The organism is Spartobacteria bacterium UBA695, from assembly GCA_002298145.1.
In the GTDB taxonomy this organism is placed as follows: Bacteria; Verrucomicrobiota; Verrucomicrobiia; order Chthoniobacterales; family Chthoniobacteraceae; genus UBA695.
Genome location: DBMP01000015.1, coordinates 119336 through 135092, shown reverse-complemented (window position 1 = coordinate 135092; position 15757 = coordinate 119336). Strand labels below are relative to the sequence as shown.

The following is a 15757-nucleotide window of genomic DNA, read 5'->3' as shown; positions in this document are numbered from 1 at the left end:
CGCAAGCGGCGGGCTCGGCATGGTGGTTGTTACGGCGTCAGCGGGCGGGAGTAGACGGTCTTGAAACGGACTTTGTTCGCGGAGGAGTCGAGATAGCGTTCGATCATCGTTTGCTGCCGGTTTTCTGCGGTGATGACGAGCCGCCCCTGCGGGGTTTGTTTCAACGCCTGGCCGATGGTGTAAATGCTGAAGACGTTGCCGCGCGCCGTCACCATGTTGGCGATTTGACGCACGGTTTCCTCGCTGGCTTCGCCCTGGTCGGCCACGCCTTTGATTTCCACGATTTCGCCCTGGGAAAAGTAGCCGCTGGTGTAGCCAAAGAGTTTCCCGTTGCTGGCTGTGGTTTTGTTGTAAATGTAGCTGGCGATTTGCGCGGCGGAGCTGCTGGAAAGCAATTTGGTGGAGTCGGTGGCGTTGCAGCGGGCTCCGATCAGCACGGCCTCAAGGGGCAGGGTGCGCGCGCCGCCGAAGGGGATGCTGCCGGAGGTGGAGGGTTCGGCCCAGGCGTTGACGTTGACGCGGCCCCCGGTGGAGGTCTCGTGCGGGGCGAACACCGGCTTGGCCATGGTGCCGACGGTGATCGGCGCGGTGAAGAGATCCATGAAGGCCCAGTCAGGAACGACGGTGGCGGGTTCGGCGCTCGGTTGCAGCCGGATGGTGCGCCAGGGTACCCCCGCCGCGCCGGAGCTGGTGACTTGCATGCCGGTGTGGACGAAGCCGAGTTCGCCGCTGGAGGAGACCACGCCGCCCGGGTTTGATGTGCTGCCTTTCGCCGCGGGCATGTAAAGGCTGGCCTGGGAGATCGTGCCGCCCGAGGCGTCCGTGTCCTGCTCGGGCAGGATGTTCTGCGGCGTGGCGATGGGGTTGGCCGAGTTCCACGTGGCGTTCTTTTCAGACCAGTCCTTGGCGATGCCGCTGACCCTGGGATCGTCGGTCAGAAGAGCGGTGGTGGGTGGTGTGCCCGGGGCTCCGGCGGAGCCGACGGCCATGTAGGCTGGGGCTGTGCAGAGCGCTCCGGCGGCCTTGTTGGCGCCGGTGGCCTGAAGCGGATCGCCGATGGGGACGACCTCGATGGTGGAGTATTTCCGCACGCTGCTGTCCGAATTGGCGGCGTACCGGGAGAGCCCGGCCCGGAGGCTCACTTTGTCGCCGGGATTGGGGCGGAGCGTGGCTCCCTTGTTCGCTCCGCTGGCGACGGTGTTGAAGTAGAGGGTCATGGAAACCGTGGCCCGGTTCCCGGCGGTCAGCGTGGCGTTGCCCCCCACGATGTTGTTCGTGGTGATGGTGACGGGGGTGACCTGGTCGGCTTCCGCGAGGCGGGTGTCCCCCGCTTGGTTGTTGACCTGGAAAATGTAACGAAGATCTTTGGTCAGGTCGATGCTGGCGATGCCGTAATTTTTAGGCAGGTAGACCTCGATGAACATTTTCATCTGGGGCGTGGTGCTGGTAGAGATTTCCATCCCCATCTTGGTGATCATCGGGGCGCGCGTCAGGCCCTTGAAGGTGTTATCGAGGCCGCGAATAGTGCTGTTGGCTTCGAGCCATTCCGCGAGGAATTGCCCCGAGGCGTTGACCTGGCCGCGGATCGGCTCGACGATGGGCAGGCTCGATTCGGCGCTGCGTACGTAGTCAATAATATTGAGTGCAAGCTGCACGAGCTGGCTCTTGTTGCCGCCAAAGTATTTCGACTGAAAGCTGCTGGTGCCGGAGATCATCGGCCAGTCGGTGCGGCTCAGATAATAGACCAGGCCCGGGGAAACGGGGGCGGAGGCCGTGCCGCCGCTGCCGAAGAGGACGGTGTTGAGCTTGGCTTGATCAAGGTTGGTGGTTGAGCCGGGGTCGGTGCTGTCGGTGTCGTTGGCGAGGATGTCGAGGAAGGGACGGCCCGAGGCGCGGGAGGCGTGGGTGGTCAGTACGATGCGCTCTTCGTTGAAGAACGTCGTGTCGGGATCGTGATTGTAGTGGGTGACTTCGAATTTGTTCGCCTTCAGCGCATCCGCTACGTCCGAGCCGATCTGTCGGGCGTCTGCCGGGGAGTTGAACAGGTGGTTGGCGATGGTCCCGTAATTGTCGGCCGTGAGGAAGGCGTGCAGTTTGTCCACGAGGGCGGAATCCGAGGAAAAGGTGTCCAGCGCGGCGAGCGATACCCGCGAGGGATGGCCGATGGGCAAGGTGCCGGAGACGGTGCTGGCGGAGTAGTCCCGTTTCCAGGCGAGGTTGTAGTTGATTTTGGCGCTTTCGTCGTCGGCCCAGTAGGCGTAGCGGCCAATGATCGGGTTGGTTTGGCTGGTTAGCACGGGTGGTTCGCTGGTGTCGATGGTGCCGTCTTTGCGAACGTAGTTCCAGCGCACGATCATCTGCGGCTCCGCTCCGTTGTATTTCCGGTCGGTAATCAAGAGGGACGCCGGGTCCTGGAACGTGGCGACGTTCAGGTTGGGCGGGTTGAGAAATTCCTGCCCCGGGTAGCTCGTTTTGGTGGGGGCTCCGGAGTGCAGGTAGATGATGCGGGCGTCGGTGGCCCCGGGGCTGGCGTCGGGCGTTTTGGCGCCGGTGAGGATTTTTCGCGAATCCCCGTTGGCGAGGTTTCCGTCGTCCTGTTCCGCGCCGACGACGATCTGCCCCGGCTGGCTGATCCAGTGGCGGTTCACGTCCGCCGTGGCTTGTTGCAGCTTGGCGATGACGGATTCGATGGCATTCTGCGAGAAGAGCGCCGCGCTGGTGCGGTCCACGTAGAGGTTCGACGAAGTGCGATCCATCCGGGTGGTCTCGTTGATGCCGATAACCAGGATGGTCAGGATCACCAGGAAGGCGAGGGTGATGACGAGCGAACTTCCGCGCTGGCGGTGGAAAAACGGCTTGTGAAGCATGGCTGGGGGGCACTTCATCGTGCGTTGACCAGGGAGACGGTGGTGGTGTGCGCCTTGAGCCCCGCCGCGATGCTTTTGAAGGCGGAGTCTCCATGGGCGCGGGTGACAAATGCCTCGGCGGGGGAGACGGTCTTGTCTTTTGAGACTGCGGCCTCCGAGACGGAACTGGCCAGCGTGGCCAGCGCTGCCTGGAGCGTCGAGTTGAGGCGGGCGGCGTTGCGGGAATCCACCACCACGAAGCTGACTTGCACCGAGCAGGGAAGCCGTAACTTTGTGCTGTCGGCCGGAGCCGCGCGCGAATCGAATGCTCGCCCGTAGTCATTGCCCTGGGCGTCAAAACACCGGAACCAGATGCCGATGACGTTTTCGGCGAAAAGTCCGGCGTAGTTTTGGTCCGAAGTGCCGGGGGCCACGGTGTCGATGATTTCCTTGGTCAGCCAGTTGGCCGGGGATTGGTAGATCTGGTAGGCGGAGGAGGCGCTGCCGGAGGTGGCGGGCTCGACAAAAAAGCGGCAGAGGACCGGTTTCGGCAGGGATTTGGAATCGGTGATCCATTTGACGAAGTAGCCCACTTCGGCAACATCGCCGTAAGTGGTGTCGTTGGCCACCGGGGATTGCCAGAACAAGGCGTCGCCGTTTTTGTAGTCCGCGGGGACGTTGGCGGAGTTGAGGATGAACTGGAGGTTGGACTGATCCGCGTTGTTGACGGGCAACTGGGCCGAGGCGAGATCGGTCTGGATGTAATCCGCGATGGCCCGGGCGCTGAGGCCCGTTTCGGTGCGGTCGGTGGCGGAGGTCCACGAGGCGCTCACGGCGCTCATGATGGAGCCCAGCAGCGAAACGATCACCGCCAGGATGGTCGTGGCGACGAGCACTTCCAGCAGGGAGAAGGCGCGCGCTGGACGGCGGCCGGGCTGCCGGGGATCAGTAACGGGCAAGCTGGACATAAACCTGTTTTTTGGAGGGGGTCGGGGCGGAAACAGGCCAGGCGATTTCCAAATGAAGCTTGACCATGTTTACGGTGCCCGACGTGGCGCTGCCGGTGGCGGTGGCGCTTTGGGTGTCGGGGTCTGCGTCGGCCGTGACCACGCAGCGGTAAAGGGTCGATTGAGGTGCCGATTCGCCGCTCGAATCAAGCGGGCTGCCGTCCTCGGCAAAGTAAAACGTGCGTTGCGCTTCCGCGCTCCCGCTCCATGTCAGCAAGTCGTCCAGGGATTGGCCCCGCAGGCTTTCCACGACATTGCGCGTGATCTGCGTCAACGCGCTGTCGTTGGCGGCGGCTCGATTGATGGTGCAGGAGCCGGACATCAGGCCGGTGATGCCCGCCAGGACGAAGGCCATGATGCCGAGGGAAATTGTTACTTCGACCAGCGAGAAGGCCCGTTGGCAGCGGCGGGTTGCGGCGATGAAGAAAGGCTGTGCAGTCTTCATAACTTAGCTTCTTTCGATTTTGGTGATTCCCGTGGAGGAAAGCACAATGATCTTGTAGGTGTTGGCGGCGGCGCCGTTTTTGGTGGGCCCTTGCAGGATGACGCGCCCACCGCTGTGGATGCCCGCCACGAGGTTCAGATAGGGGTTGCCGCCCGAGGGGAGGGTTTTGGGGTAGAGAATGCCCCGGGGCATGAAGGTGACCAGCCGGTACTGGCTGATGGTGGTGCCGCCGCGCTGGATGACTGGCAGAGGGGCGGGCAGCGAGGCGCTTTGGGCTTCGGTGACGAAAGTGGTGTCGCTAATGGTGACGCCATTGGGGAGGTTTTCCCATTTCGACACCGGCTCCCAATCGTTGCTGACCGGAGCGGTGCCGTCCGGTTTGGGCCGCAATTGATAGAGAATGCAACTGTTCCATTGGTCGGCTCCGGTGGGGATCAATAGAACGGTCAGGCAGTTTTTGGTCATCGAGTTCTGCCGGGCCGAGGCAAGCAAGTCGGCGAGGTGGTTTCCCGCGCCAGTGACGGACTTGCTTTTGCCAAGCTGGCCTGCGAGCGGTGCCGTCAATCCGATCACGACGGCAATGATGGCGAACACTAATAGCAGTTCCAGTAGTGTAAAGCCTCGGGCGTGCCGGGCGGTCCGGGGAGACCGTGGGGGTTCAGGGGGGAGATGGGGGATCTTCATGGCCCTTTTTCTATGAACGAAGATAGCGCGGTTTTGCTATTTCTTCGAGAGGCACATGCGAATTTTTTATCAGAAAATGCGTCGTGCGAAGGGGGGGAGTGTTTTGTGTGTGTTTAAACAAGAGGGTGTTAAGTGTTGGGATAGAGACGGACTTCGAAAATCCGGGCGCTTTCGACGCCGTGGGTGGCGAGGATTTCGATCCGTACCCGCCGCGCGGAGGCGGGGGACTCAAGGTTGTGGACGCGCTTGCGCAGGTAGTTGCCCCGGACGGAAAGGGCCAGCGTTTCATCGAGGTAGATATTGTAATCCCTGACCACTTCGGGCTGGGCCCCGCGGATGGATTTTGCCGTGATGGAATCGCTAGGGGTCAGGATCAGCTCCCGTTGCAGGCCGGAGTCGAAGGTCAGGTGAATTTGCGCGATGACGGCTGGCTCGGGCAACTCCAGGCCGAGCCAGGCGGGAAGCGTGGTGGAACGCCAGTGGTTCGGCGTGGGATCGGCCCACGGCCCCCAGACCGGGTTGAGTTCACGCGTGACGCCGGAGAGAACGCGGGAGGCCCCGAGCCCGGGTTCTTCGCTCGAAGCCGTGCAGCAAGCGCTCCGGGCAAGGTCGGCGGGGTCTTCGTTGCGGATGCCGGGAAGAAACGCGTCGTCCCTCAACAGGGTTTGCTGGATGACGCAGAGGTTCTCCGGTGTCGCGGCTTCCACGATGGATGTTGCACTCTGTTTGGCGAAGCGCGCCGCAGTGGTGCCGACGGCCTGCCCCACCGTCGCGCAAGTGCCCATTACGCGGGTGCTGGCAAAAGCGATGTGCGTGGCGCTGATGTCGCGGCCCGCGAAGAAGAGGTTGGCGATGTTGCGGGAATAGAGGGAGCGCAGCGGGATGCCGTAGAGATTCGGGAAATGAAGCTGGATGCACGCTTCTTCGTCGACGGCGTCGATGCCTTCCGGCGGGTGCAGGTCCACCCACCATCCGCCGTAGGCCACTTGGTCGCAGAAGGTCGCCCCGCCCATTACTTCCTGCTGTACCATGACGTGGGGGCCGAGAAAACGGCGCGATTCGCGTTTCCCCGGGATCGCTCCGATCCAGTCGAGAACGTAGTTGGCTGCACCGGGGTGGTCTCCGGAATTTTTGATGTAATCCCACACTCCGAGGGCGATTCTCAGGCACTCGTGCCGGAAGCGGTCGAAGTCCTTGATGGTGTTGAGCATGCCGCCCCATTCGGACCACCAATAGCCGTACTCGTACCCCGCGATTGGCAGGGATTTGAAGTCCTTCCGCTGGAATTCGCGCACCCAGTTGGGCCTTACGAAAGGCTGGGGGGTGTCCGCTTGGTGAGCGGTAAATAGGATGGAATTTCCGAGGGTGAACTGATCGGCCTTTTGGGGCGCGAGCGATTCGCCGAACTCGGATTGGGCTTCGCGTCCCATCCTGAAATCCGCGCCCGCTTCCATCCCCAGGCGGCCGTCTCCGGAGCAGTCGGCAAAGAAGGTGGCGCGGATATGAAACTCATCCTCGGTAACATTTCGGAGCACAGTGACGGAGGCGATGCGGGGAGCCCCACCGGTTTGCTCCATCGCGCAATCCACGCATTCCGAATCCAGAAGCAAGAGGATATTCGGTTCGTTTTTGACCTTTTCGTAGAGCAGGAGATCCCAAAGCGCGAAGCTCCGGGCCGGGTTGCGGTAGGAGTCCTCCAGTCGGAATTCCTCAAGCAGCCCGGTTTCGCGGGCTCCCGGGCGCGTTCCGTGGCGGTCGGCCCCCACGATGTGCATTTTGACCTCGCTGGAGGAATTGCCGCCCAGCACCGAACGGTCTTGCACCAGCACCACTCGGATGCCGTTGCGGGCGGCTGCAATCGCGGCACAAACTCCGGCGAGCCCGCCGCCGATGATGCAAAAATCGGTCTGTATTTCGATCATGTTAAGTTTCACGGCTAAAATCGCGGGGCGCGGTGTTCATCTGGGTTTCGGCGGCAAAGGCGGGGCGGATTCAGGTTTCGCCATCACTCTAGCGCGTGTCTGAAATGGGGACGATAGGCAGACGCGCATCTTTTATTAGAAAATGCGCCAGGAGTCCCAGTTGTGGATTCTTCCGGTGCTTCAGGAGATAGGAGTGAGTAATATAATTGCTCTGAAAACGTCGTCGTCGGCAACGCGGGAATCAAAAAAAACGACGCAAAAACGAAACTAAATCAAAATAGATTGTGCTAATTTTCAAATATCAACACCGCGTGTGTAACCCCGCCCCTTGAATCCAAAACAAACTAGTTTTACCCCTTTTTTGATTCCCTTTCCCAAAACCTGCCCCTGGTCAAAAGAATGTCCCCAACGGATTTCTCTAGGCCGGGTTCCCCATCAAACCCAATAAACCAATGAAAACCCCATATCATTCCACCTCATCGCCGGGGTGTGCGAGATCACTCGCTATTGCCCTGGCGACTGTTATTTGGCTTCCGCTGCAAGCCTCTGCGGCCAACCTCTACTGGGACACGACAGCCAACAACGGCCAGATTGATGCTAATAGCGGCACTTGGGATACCACCACCAGCAATACCGTCTGGACGAGTTCGTCCACAGGTGCTGTCAATACCGGCACTGCCTGGACTTCCGGCACCGGCGTTCAGGCAGTGTTCAGCGGGGTATCCGCCGCCCCCGGCACCTACGTCATCACGGTTTCATCAGCCGGGATTCAGGCGCAGACGCTCCGGTTTCTCTCCAGCGGCTATATTTTTTCCGCGCTGACCTCCACCACGCTTGGGCTGGGATATGGAGCCGGAGCCAACACGGGTTCGGGGTTTAATCTGGACCCGGGCGTTACGGTGAATATTGGTGATAACATCACCGTTGTCAGCGGAACCGGCAGCAGCCAGGCATTGACGTTTACAGGCACTGGAACCACCATTATCAGCGCCAGCTCCCCCAGCGCGACTGCCACGGTGCGGGCCGGTAAAAATAATAATGCCAATATCGTAGGAGGGGCCACTGTTGTGGTGGGCACTAATGGCGTTTTGCAGACGGGGCTGACCGTTAACGGAGGGCTGAATAATGGAAGTTTGGTGATCGGCAATGATGCCAACGACGCTACCCTTTCGATCAAAGGCGGCACCGTCAACTTCGGCAATTTGGTCATGGGCAACGGGGCGTCAACCGGGGTTTCGACGTTGAACGTCGAGAGCGGTACGGCCGCGACCCTCAACAGTGGAAGCGGCGTGCTTCGCTTTGGTTCCACGAGCGCCGCCGCCACTTCGGGAACGTCGATTGTGAACCTCGACGGGGGCACCTTGAGCGTGTGCGGGGTAACGGTTGGCACATCCACCAGCGTTGCCCATTATGCCATCAATTTTAACGGCGGCACATTGCAGGTGGCCGGCACCTCCTCCTCGGTGTCCACCTTCCTGGCCTCCGCCTCGCAAATCACCGCCTCGGTGATGGGTAAAGGCGCGGTCATTGACACCAACGGGTACAACGCCACCATTGCCCAGTCGCTTGTTAGCGGCACGGCCAATGACGGCGGGTTGACCAAGCTGGGCCAGGGCACCCTTACCGTTACCGGAGCCAATACCTACACTGGCGCGACCACGGTAAAGAGCGGCTCTCTCGCGGTGGGCGTCAACGGCAATATCAGCAAAGCGCTTGTATTGGGCGGCAGCGCTGGTAGTTCCTCCGGCACATTGGATGTCAGCCTGAAGGGTTTGGCCTATTCTCAAGACAGTATTTCGGGTAACGGCAGCATCGTCGGAGCCACGGGAAGCACAATTACCGCCACGTTGTCGGTATCACCGGGCGTAGGCGTCGGGGATATTGGGAAACTGAACGTTTCTTCCAACTTCACGCTGGCCTCGACCGCCTCCACGCTGATGGAAATTTCGGGTCTCGGCGGGGTGGCCGGGACGGACTTTGACTATATCAACGTCAACGGGGTTCTGACCTACGGCGGTTCGCTAGTCATCAACAGCATCGATGGCTATGATCTCACCCAGGTGGGGAGCTACAATCTCTTCGACCTCAACTCCAAGAGCAGCGATTTCTCCTCCGTGACCGTCAATGGCGTGACACTGACCCTGACGAGCGGAACGTGGACCGGCGCCTCGGGTAAATATACGTTCGATGAATCCTCCGGCATTTTGTCCGTGACCGCGGTTCCGGAACCGAGCGTCTATGCGGCTCTGGTCGGCGGATTGGGGGTTCTGGGTCTGCTGCGCCGGAAGGGGCGCGCCTGATTTGGTGTTGGCTGACAAGACACGACAGAGAACATAGGAAAAGGCGGTGCTTTCAAAGCATCGCCTTTTCTTTTTGGCGTAATCGCCGCTCAGATCAATGCCGATTTTAGTCTACTCGGCGGATTTAGGAATTAGTTCGTGCCGCTGGTTTGGGCTGCTCCGGCGGGTGTGGTGGCCGGGCATTGACGGTGCCTCAAACTCCAGATTAACAGGAGCGCGACGGGATGCAGGAAGGTCATCAAGTAAAAGCAGCCGTTGTAGGAGCGGTTTTCGACGAACCAGGCAACCAATTGATTCATGAAGATCCCGCCCAGGGTGCTTCCGCAGGCGATGACGCCAAAGGCCGTGCCAAGAATCCGGCCCGGCACGATATCGACGATCAACGAGGTCAAATTGCTCAGCCAGCTGGTATGAGCGAATGCGATGAGCATCCCCAGCGCGATGACGGCGGCTACGCTCGGCACCGTGGGGATGAAAAACGAAACCGGCACCAGACAGGCGCTCACCAGCATCACGCTCAAGCGCGCGCTCGGGGCGGGCCGTCCCCTCTTGATTAGGCGGCCCGAAAGGAATCCGCTGACTAGGAACCCTGCATCGGCGGCCAGGAAGATCATCCAGATGATGGCGACCCCCTTTTGGTCCAGGTCGCGCGAGCTTTGGAGGTACTTCGGCATCCAAAATTGGTAAAAATACCAGACGGGATCGGTCAGCAGCCGCGCGACCATCAGGCGCCAGATGTAGGGAGATCTGAAAACGGAGCTCCATATCGCAAGTTCCGATCCTTTTTCCGCGGGCTGGGGTTGGGGCGTAGGGGCGAGATTGGCTTTGAGGTAAGCGCGCTCTTTTTCGGTGATCCGTGGGTGCTCGGCCGGTGGCCGATAGAGCCAAAGCCAGCAGATGATCCACAGCCCGCCGAGTATGGGGGAGACGGCAAACACCCAGCGCCAGCCGTAGTTCACGGCGATGTGGGCCACCAGGATCGGCGCGATGGTTGCCCCGAGCGCGCTGCCGATGCTGTATAACCCGACGGCGATCCCGCGTTCCGAGGGGGGGAACCATTCCGAAACCGCTTTGGGCGACGCCGTGAACGCACCGGCTTCGCCCAGCCCGAGCATGAAGCGGAAAGCCGATAGCGACCGGATGGATTGCGCCACGCCGGTCAGCGCATTGGAAATGGACCACCACCCGACGAAGATGGCGAGGCTGACGCGCACGCCCAGTTTATCGACGATCCGCCCGGAGAGCAGGTAGGCGACGGTGTACGCCAGCAGAAAGCAGTTGATGACGAAGGCGTACTGCCGGTCGCTGATATGAAGATCTTCCTGGATCGTTTTGGCCAGCAGGCCAAGGACGCTCCGGTCGATGTAGTTGAGCACCGCCGCCAGCAAAAGAGCGAACGCGATGAGCCAGCGCAGGTTGGGGATCTTCATATAGCGAGAATGTAGAACCGATGTTAGGTTTGACACATCATTTTGCCAGATGCAAATGCGGATCGTTTTTTATAAAATGCGTCGCGTGTTTTGGCTCGTGAAACGGATTTGGAATGGATTTCTAAACACTTTGGTATCACGGAAACGGCAGGACATATACGAGTGTAAGTAGCAGAAATGCAAATGGTTGTGATGCTAGGTAGACGATGTAGATATGGTGGTAAATTCCTTGGCTATACTCCATGGTGGTGGGCAAAATATCGTTGAATTCCGGCGGGTTGTCGTAAATGCGGCGGGCCGATTTTTATTCGACAGGAGGGCGAGGCAAGGTAGTTTTAAAACGTCTTCTACAGGCATCCCGTGACGGTGCCACGCCGTGAATTTTCACCCCAGCCAGTTATGTTTACTGAAACAAAAGCCGTGTTGAGTTTTCTCCTCAAATGTTTTGTTGCCGCCACGATGCTGGTGGCCGCTCCCTTTGCCATGGCCGCCGATACCGTGGTCCCTCTGCCCGCGATTCCCGGCGTCCCTCAGAGCACCACGTTGTCGCTCAAGGTCAATGGCCGGGAGGTCCCGGTAAACTATGAGAAGAATTTCGATTTCCAGACGGCGGCTTTTTGCCTTTCGGGAACGGCCTCCGTGGAGATCGCCTTCAACGGCCCGGTGCCGAACTGCACGGTGCATCCGTTGCGGCATAAAATCACGCCCGTAGTGAAGGGGCAGAGCGTGAGCTTTTCGTTTGCGGGGCCGCTCAAGCTCGTGGTGCAAATAGAGGGGCAGCTTCCGCTGGCGCTCATCGCCACGCCGCCGGAGCAGGACGTGCCGAGGCAGGCCGATTCCAAGGTCATCTATTTTACCCCGGGCGTTCATGACGCGGGGGTGATCCGCCCCCAAAGTGGGCAGACCGTTTATTTCGCGCCGGGCGCGCTCGTCAAGGGACGCATTGAGGCGAAGGATGCCAGCAATGTCACGGTCAAGGGGCGGGGGATTCTCGACAGCGGCCGGTATTCGGTCCGGAAAGACAAGACGACGGGAATTTTATTCGAACGGTGCTCGAATGTCGTGGTCGAGGGGATCGGCCTTCGCGGCGGGACATGGTGGCAGTCGCTCTACCTGGCCAGCCGGGATGTCCAAGTCTCAAACATGAATCTTCTCGGCAAGACGGTGAACACCGACGGGATCGACATCGACGGCGTGAAGAACTTCACCGCGCGCGATTGTTTCATCCGCTCCGAGGATGACGGCTTTGGCTGGCATGCCGTGGACGCCCGGGCGAACGGAGAGCTCACCACCGAGGATGCGCTCGCGGAGAATTGCGTGGTCTGGAATACGGGGGCGGGGAACGGCCTCCGCATCGGGGCTTCGATGGAGTCTCCGTTATTCCAGAATATTACTTTCCGCAACATCGACATCCTCAAACATGCTGGGGCGGCGATCCGCAGCGACCACTCTGACTGGGCTTGGTGCAAAAACATCCGGTTTGAAAACTTCACCGACGAAACCCCCGCGAAAACGGTGGAGATCGTCATTGCCAAGACGCGCTATAGCAACGACAACGGCTATAAAGATGAGCGGGGCCACTTTGACGGCCTCCACTTTATCAAGCTAGTTTCCCCCGGCGGAGCCATTGATCTGCGCGGCGCGGATGCCGATCACCTGATCGACAACGTGACGTTTGAAGATTGCGCGATCGGCGGCGTTCCCCTCACGAGCTTTCAGCAAATCACGGTGAACCCGTTTGTGAAAAACGTCTCCTTCAAGACTTCGCAGGCCCAATAGCCTCGCTTCCCATGAAACATTGCCTTGCCGTCTTGTTGCTCGCCGCCGGAGCGGTGAATGCTGCGGAGCTTCTGACGGAGCAGGATTTTGAATCCGTGGCCCCGTATCTCCCCGGCTGGGGCGCCGGTTACAAGCAGACCTATAAACCGGCCACGGCTTGGAAAATCCCGTTCCTCATCGCGCTCGACGAGAGCGACGCCCATTCGGGGGCCAAGGCGGTGAAGATTGCCTACGTTGCCGAGGCGGCCTCGGGCGAAAAGATCTTCCACTCCCCGGGAATTGCATTTCCAGAGGCTTCCGCAGGGGAAGCACGCCGGGTTCGGATTCGCTTTTATTACCGTCTCACGGGCATCCCCGCCGGGGCGCTCTATTTTTCGCCCATGGAGATCAACGGCCAGACCAAGGGCAAGCGCATACTGAGTAAGATTCCATTGAATCCAACCGAAGAATGGAGTCCCGTGGAATACGTGGGCAAGCTGAATGCCGGGGCCGGGCAGGTGCAGTTGATCTGGGCCAACACGTCGGACAAAGTTCCCGGCGCGCTTTGGATTGACGATGTCTCCGTGGAACTTTTGTAACGCTATGTTCAAGCATTCTTTCGCCGGTTGGTTTTCAATATTGGGGGTGGCGGCCCTTTGGACTTTGCCCCTCCACGAGGCTTGGGGGCAGGATTCCGCGGCCCGGTTTTCCTCCGCCGCCAAGGGGAATATCTTCACTGCCGTCAGCGGGGAGATCCTATTGAGTATTTCGGGAACCGATGCCGTGACTAGCGGCGCGGTTGTCGTCAAAGACGAGCGGGGGCAGGTCACGGGCGGGCAGCCGATTGCTTCCGGGGAAAGCCGGGTTACCGTGCCCCTCCCGCAGAAAGGGTTCTATCAATTGTCCGCCGAGGTCAGCCTGGGTTCGGGAAAAAAGCTCCATGCCGAGGCCACGGCGGCGGTGGTCGGCCCGCTGCTTGACGAGGCCGTGCGCGGCCAGTCCCGCCTCGGGCTGTGGACGGTGCAGGGCGACAAAGACCTCGTGCTCGCCGCCGGAGCCCGCTGGAACCGAGCCATGGCCACGATCAAAGATTTGCCGCAGGATTTCCCTCAAACCGGATCGGCTCCCGCGCTCCAGGCCAAGCCGCCTTTCGACATCAGCGGCTTCACCTACGAGGGGGTGATTTCGTTTGGCCTCCCCCTTTGGCTGGTGGACCCGAAGCCGGGCGAAGAGCACAAGGGCTACTCCAACCCGTTCCAGGCTCCGAAGGACTGGGACGCCCTCGCGGAGCTGGTCAAGGCGTTTACGCGCTGCCCTCCGCGCTGGTCCGAGTTCCCTCCCTACCTGGAAATTTATAACGAGCCCGAATGGCATTGGAAAGGCACGAACGAGGATTTGGTCCGGTTTGAAAAGACCGTGGCCGACGCCGTCAAAGCCGTGCGGCCTGACGTGAAAGTGCTGGGGCCGGGCTTTTCGTCCATTCGCATCAAAGACGCCGCGCGGCTCGATCTGGAGACGGTCAACCGGCTGGGGCTGCTCGATCATCTCGATGGCCTTGTGCTCCACGCCTACGTGGACGGCAGCGCGCCGGAGGAGCTTTTCATCCAGCGCATTGAGGAGTTACAGGCGTTCCTCGCGCGGATCGGGCGGCCCGATTTCCCCATTCATCTCACCGAATTCGGCTGGTGCACGAAACCCGGGACGTGGCAGCGCCCCGTCGACGAGCTGACCCAGGCCCAGTACGTGACGCGCTCGCTGACGCTGCTCACGGCGCTCGGGGTGGAGAACGCCACCTACTTTGCCCTCCTCTTCAAAGCCGCTCCCAATGAAGGCGAGCGTTCATTCTCCATCGTCCACGACGACCTGACGCCCAAACCGGCCTATGCCTCGTATTCGAACGTGGCCCGCTGGCTCGCCGATGTCCGGGGCAAGGGCCGGTGGCTGCGCCTGACGCCCACGACGCACCTGGTGGTTTTCCAGAAAGAGCGCAAGACCGTTGCCGTGGCGTGGGATACGCAGGCGGGCTGCACCATTCCGCTGGGAAGCGTGTTCGCCCGGGCCGAGGAGATGACCGGCAGGCCGGTGCCCGTGGCCTCCGGCGCGGGGGTGAACGTTTCGCCCAGCCCCGTGTTTCTTGAACTGAAAGACAGCGGGCTCTATCAGGCCAAAGAGCTGCCTGCCGTCCGGTTGATGCGCGGGACCTCGGCAGAGCTTCCCCAGGCCCCCGGGGCGGAATGGATCACTCCGGCTCCGCTCAGCGTCAAGGGCCGGACGGTGAGCGCCCCGCGAACGGCGCGGCAGGGCTCTTATCTGGTGCTTTCGCATTCGGATGCCGCATGGACTTCCCTTCCCGTCGAAGTGGTGGCGCCGGTGGAGATTTCGGCGGCCCGGATCGTTTGGCCTCTTTCCGCAAAGGCCCCCGAGATAGCCCTCGGCGTCACCTCCCACGCGGAGGCTCCGCTCTCCGTCCTCGCCAGCGCCAAGTTCGACAAAATCCGGCGGATGTTCGGCGAGCCGGTGAAGGCCGCCCCGGCCAGCGGCACGGAAGTCACCATTCCTGTGGAGGACTTCGTTCCTGGCAAACGCTACAAGGGCCTGCTGACGGTCGAGAGCCGGGAAAACGGCGAGCGGGATGAAACCCGGCAGCCGCTCGACTTCACCGTGGTCTCCGCCCAGCGCGTTGCCGCGGATGGACGGCCTGATTGGGGCTCGGTGCCCGCCATCGACTTTTCTGCGTGGGACCCCTTCGGCGGCCCCAGCGAGCCCTCCGATTGCTCCGCCACCTTCCAGGCTTCCTACGGGCCCAAGGCGCTCTATCTCCGGATTTGCGTTCGCGACGACCAGCACTTGCAAACGCGGAGCCCGGAAAATCTCTTCAACCAGGATTCCATCCAGATTGGCCTCGATGCCGACGCGGAAAAAACCTGGGAAGCCAACGACCTTTTCGGCCTGAAGGGTCACCGGGTTTTCGAATACGGCGCGGCTTGGGACGGCACGAAATCCATGAACTGGCGCTGGATCTCCTACACGCCGGAACTCCCCGTGGGCGTCAGCGAGCCCCGCATGGGCACGGAAATTCACCGCAAGGGAGACCTCACGGAATACCTGCTGACCTTCCCCTGGGAAATCCTGGGCCTGAAGGAAGCCCCCCGACCCGGCTCGGCGATCGGGATCGCCCTGGCCGTCACCGATGCTGACCCCGGGAAGAACGGCCGCCGTGGCCTCCGGCTCTTCAACGGCATCACGGACGAAAAAGACCCCCAGAAATACGGCAAGCTCTGGTTGCGGTAGAATGTCGGATTGCGATCCCAGTTCCGGGTGCTGATTTCTTTCCGATAGGATATTGCAAGTAAACGCTTGCATTC

Annotated in this window: 10 protein-coding genes; 4 read left to right on the top strand and 6 right to left on the bottom strand. The window is 60.8% G+C overall.

Annotated features, from left to right (window positions below; genetic code table 11):
• Positions 1-29: 29 nt before the first annotated feature.
• The 5 genes from B2828_RS09535 to B2828_RS09515 all read right to left on the bottom strand — a co-directional run bounded on the left by B2828_RS09535 (position 30) and on the right by B2828_RS09515 (position 6904).
• Entirely contained in the window at positions 30-2885 is a 2856-nt protein-coding gene (locus B2828_RS09535) for a hypothetical protein (protein WP_479633496.1), read from the bottom strand.
• Complete coding sequence (locus B2828_RS09530) at positions 2882-3814, bottom strand: PulJ/GspJ family protein (RefSeq protein WP_479633495.1); 933 nt, start codon at positions 3812-3814, stop codon at positions 2882-2884. Before B2828_RS09530 ends, B2828_RS09535 begins: the two co-directional genes overlap by 4 nt.
• On the bottom strand, positions 3792-4298 hold the full coding sequence (locus B2828_RS09525) for a prepilin-type N-terminal cleavage/methylation domain-containing protein (protein WP_479633494.1): 507 nt from the start codon (positions 4296-4298) through the stop codon (positions 3792-3794). Before B2828_RS09525 ends, B2828_RS09530 begins: the two co-directional genes overlap by 23 nt.
• 3 nt (positions 4299-4301) lie before the next feature.
• Complete coding sequence (locus tag B2828_RS09520; protein ID WP_479633493.1) at positions 4302-4982, bottom strand: prepilin-type N-terminal cleavage/methylation domain-containing protein; 681 nt, start codon at positions 4980-4982, stop codon at positions 4302-4304.
• Positions 4983-5110: 128 nt separating this feature from the next.
• The gene (locus tag B2828_RS09515; protein ID WP_479633492.1) at positions 5111-6904 is read right to left on the bottom strand and encodes an FAD-dependent oxidoreductase; all 1794 of its coding nucleotides are present in this window, start codon (positions 6902-6904) and stop codon (positions 5111-5113) included.
• Positions 6905-7356: 452 nt separating this feature from the next.
• Here B2828_RS09515 and B2828_RS09510 point away from each other — a divergent pair, with 452 nt between their 5' ends.
• On the top strand, positions 7357-9204 hold the full coding sequence (locus B2828_RS09510) for a beta strand repeat-containing protein (protein WP_479633491.1): 1848 nt from the start codon (positions 7357-7359) through the stop codon (positions 9202-9204).
• Positions 9205-9335: 131 nt separating this feature from the next.
• Here B2828_RS09510 and B2828_RS09505 read toward each other — a convergent pair whose 3' ends face one another.
• On the bottom strand, positions 9336-10634 hold the full coding sequence (locus tag B2828_RS09505) for an MFS transporter (RefSeq protein WP_479633490.1): 1299 nt from the start codon (positions 10632-10634) through the stop codon (positions 9336-9338).
• Between the two features lie 399 nt (positions 10635-11033).
• Here B2828_RS09505 and B2828_RS09500 point away from each other — a divergent pair, with 399 nt between their 5' ends.
• Genes B2828_RS09500 through B2828_RS09490 form a run of 3 tightly spaced genes read left to right on the top strand, consistent with a single transcriptional unit; the run spans position 11034 to position 15683 of the window.
• On the top strand, positions 11034-12413 hold the full coding sequence (locus B2828_RS09500) for a glycoside hydrolase family protein (protein WP_479633489.1): 1380 nt from the start codon (positions 11034-11036) through the stop codon (positions 12411-12413).
• An 11-nt stretch (positions 12414-12424) separates the two neighbouring features.
• A complete protein-coding gene (locus tag B2828_RS09495; RefSeq protein WP_479633488.1) occupies positions 12425-12991 on the top strand; it encodes a hypothetical protein in 567 nt (188 codons plus the stop codon).
• Positions 12992-12995: 4 nt separating this feature from the next.
• Positions 12996-15683: a sugar-binding protein gene (locus B2828_RS09490; RefSeq protein ID WP_479633487.1), complete on the top strand. Its 2688-nt coding sequence runs from the start codon at positions 12996-12998 to the stop codon at positions 15681-15683.
• Positions 15684-15757 lie beyond the last annotated feature (74 nt).

Bases quoted from the DNA above. Each gene is read 5' to 3' on its own strand.
- B2828_RS09530 (WP_479633495.1), bottom strand. From the start codon at position 3,814: ATGTCCAGCTTGCCCGTTACTGATCCCCGGCAGCCCGGCCGCCGTCCA.
- B2828_RS09495 (WP_479633488.1), top strand. From the start codon at position 12,425: ATGAAACATTGCCTTGCCGTCTTGTTGCTCGCCGCCGGAGCGGTGAAT.
- B2828_RS09490 (WP_479633487.1), top strand. From the start codon at position 12,996: ATGTTCAAGCATTCTTTCGCCGGTTGGTTTTCAATATTGGGGGTGGCG.
- B2828_RS09525 (WP_479633494.1), bottom strand. From the start codon at position 4,298: ATGAAGACTGCACAGCCTTTCTTCATCGCCGCAACCCGCCGCTGCCAA.
- B2828_RS09520 (WP_479633493.1), bottom strand. From the start codon at position 4,982: ATGAAGATCCCCCATCTCCCCCCTGAACCCCCACGGTCTCCCCGGACC.
- B2828_RS09510 (WP_479633491.1), top strand. From the start codon at position 7,357: ATGAAAACCCCATATCATTCCACCTCATCGCCGGGGTGTGCGAGATCA.
- B2828_RS09505 (WP_479633490.1), bottom strand. From the start codon at position 10,634: ATGAAGATCCCCAACCTGCGCTGGCTCATCGCGTTCGCTCTTTTGCTG.
- B2828_RS09535 (WP_479633496.1), bottom strand. From the start codon at position 2,885: ATGAAGTGCCCCCCAGCCATGCTTCACAAGCCGTTTTTCCACCGCCAG.
- B2828_RS09500 (WP_479633489.1), top strand. From the start codon at position 11,034: ATGTTTACTGAAACAAAAGCCGTGTTGAGTTTTCTCCTCAAATGTTTT.
- B2828_RS09515 (WP_479633492.1), bottom strand. From the start codon at position 6,904: ATGATCGAAATACAGACCGATTTTTGCATCATCGGCGGCGGGCTCGCC.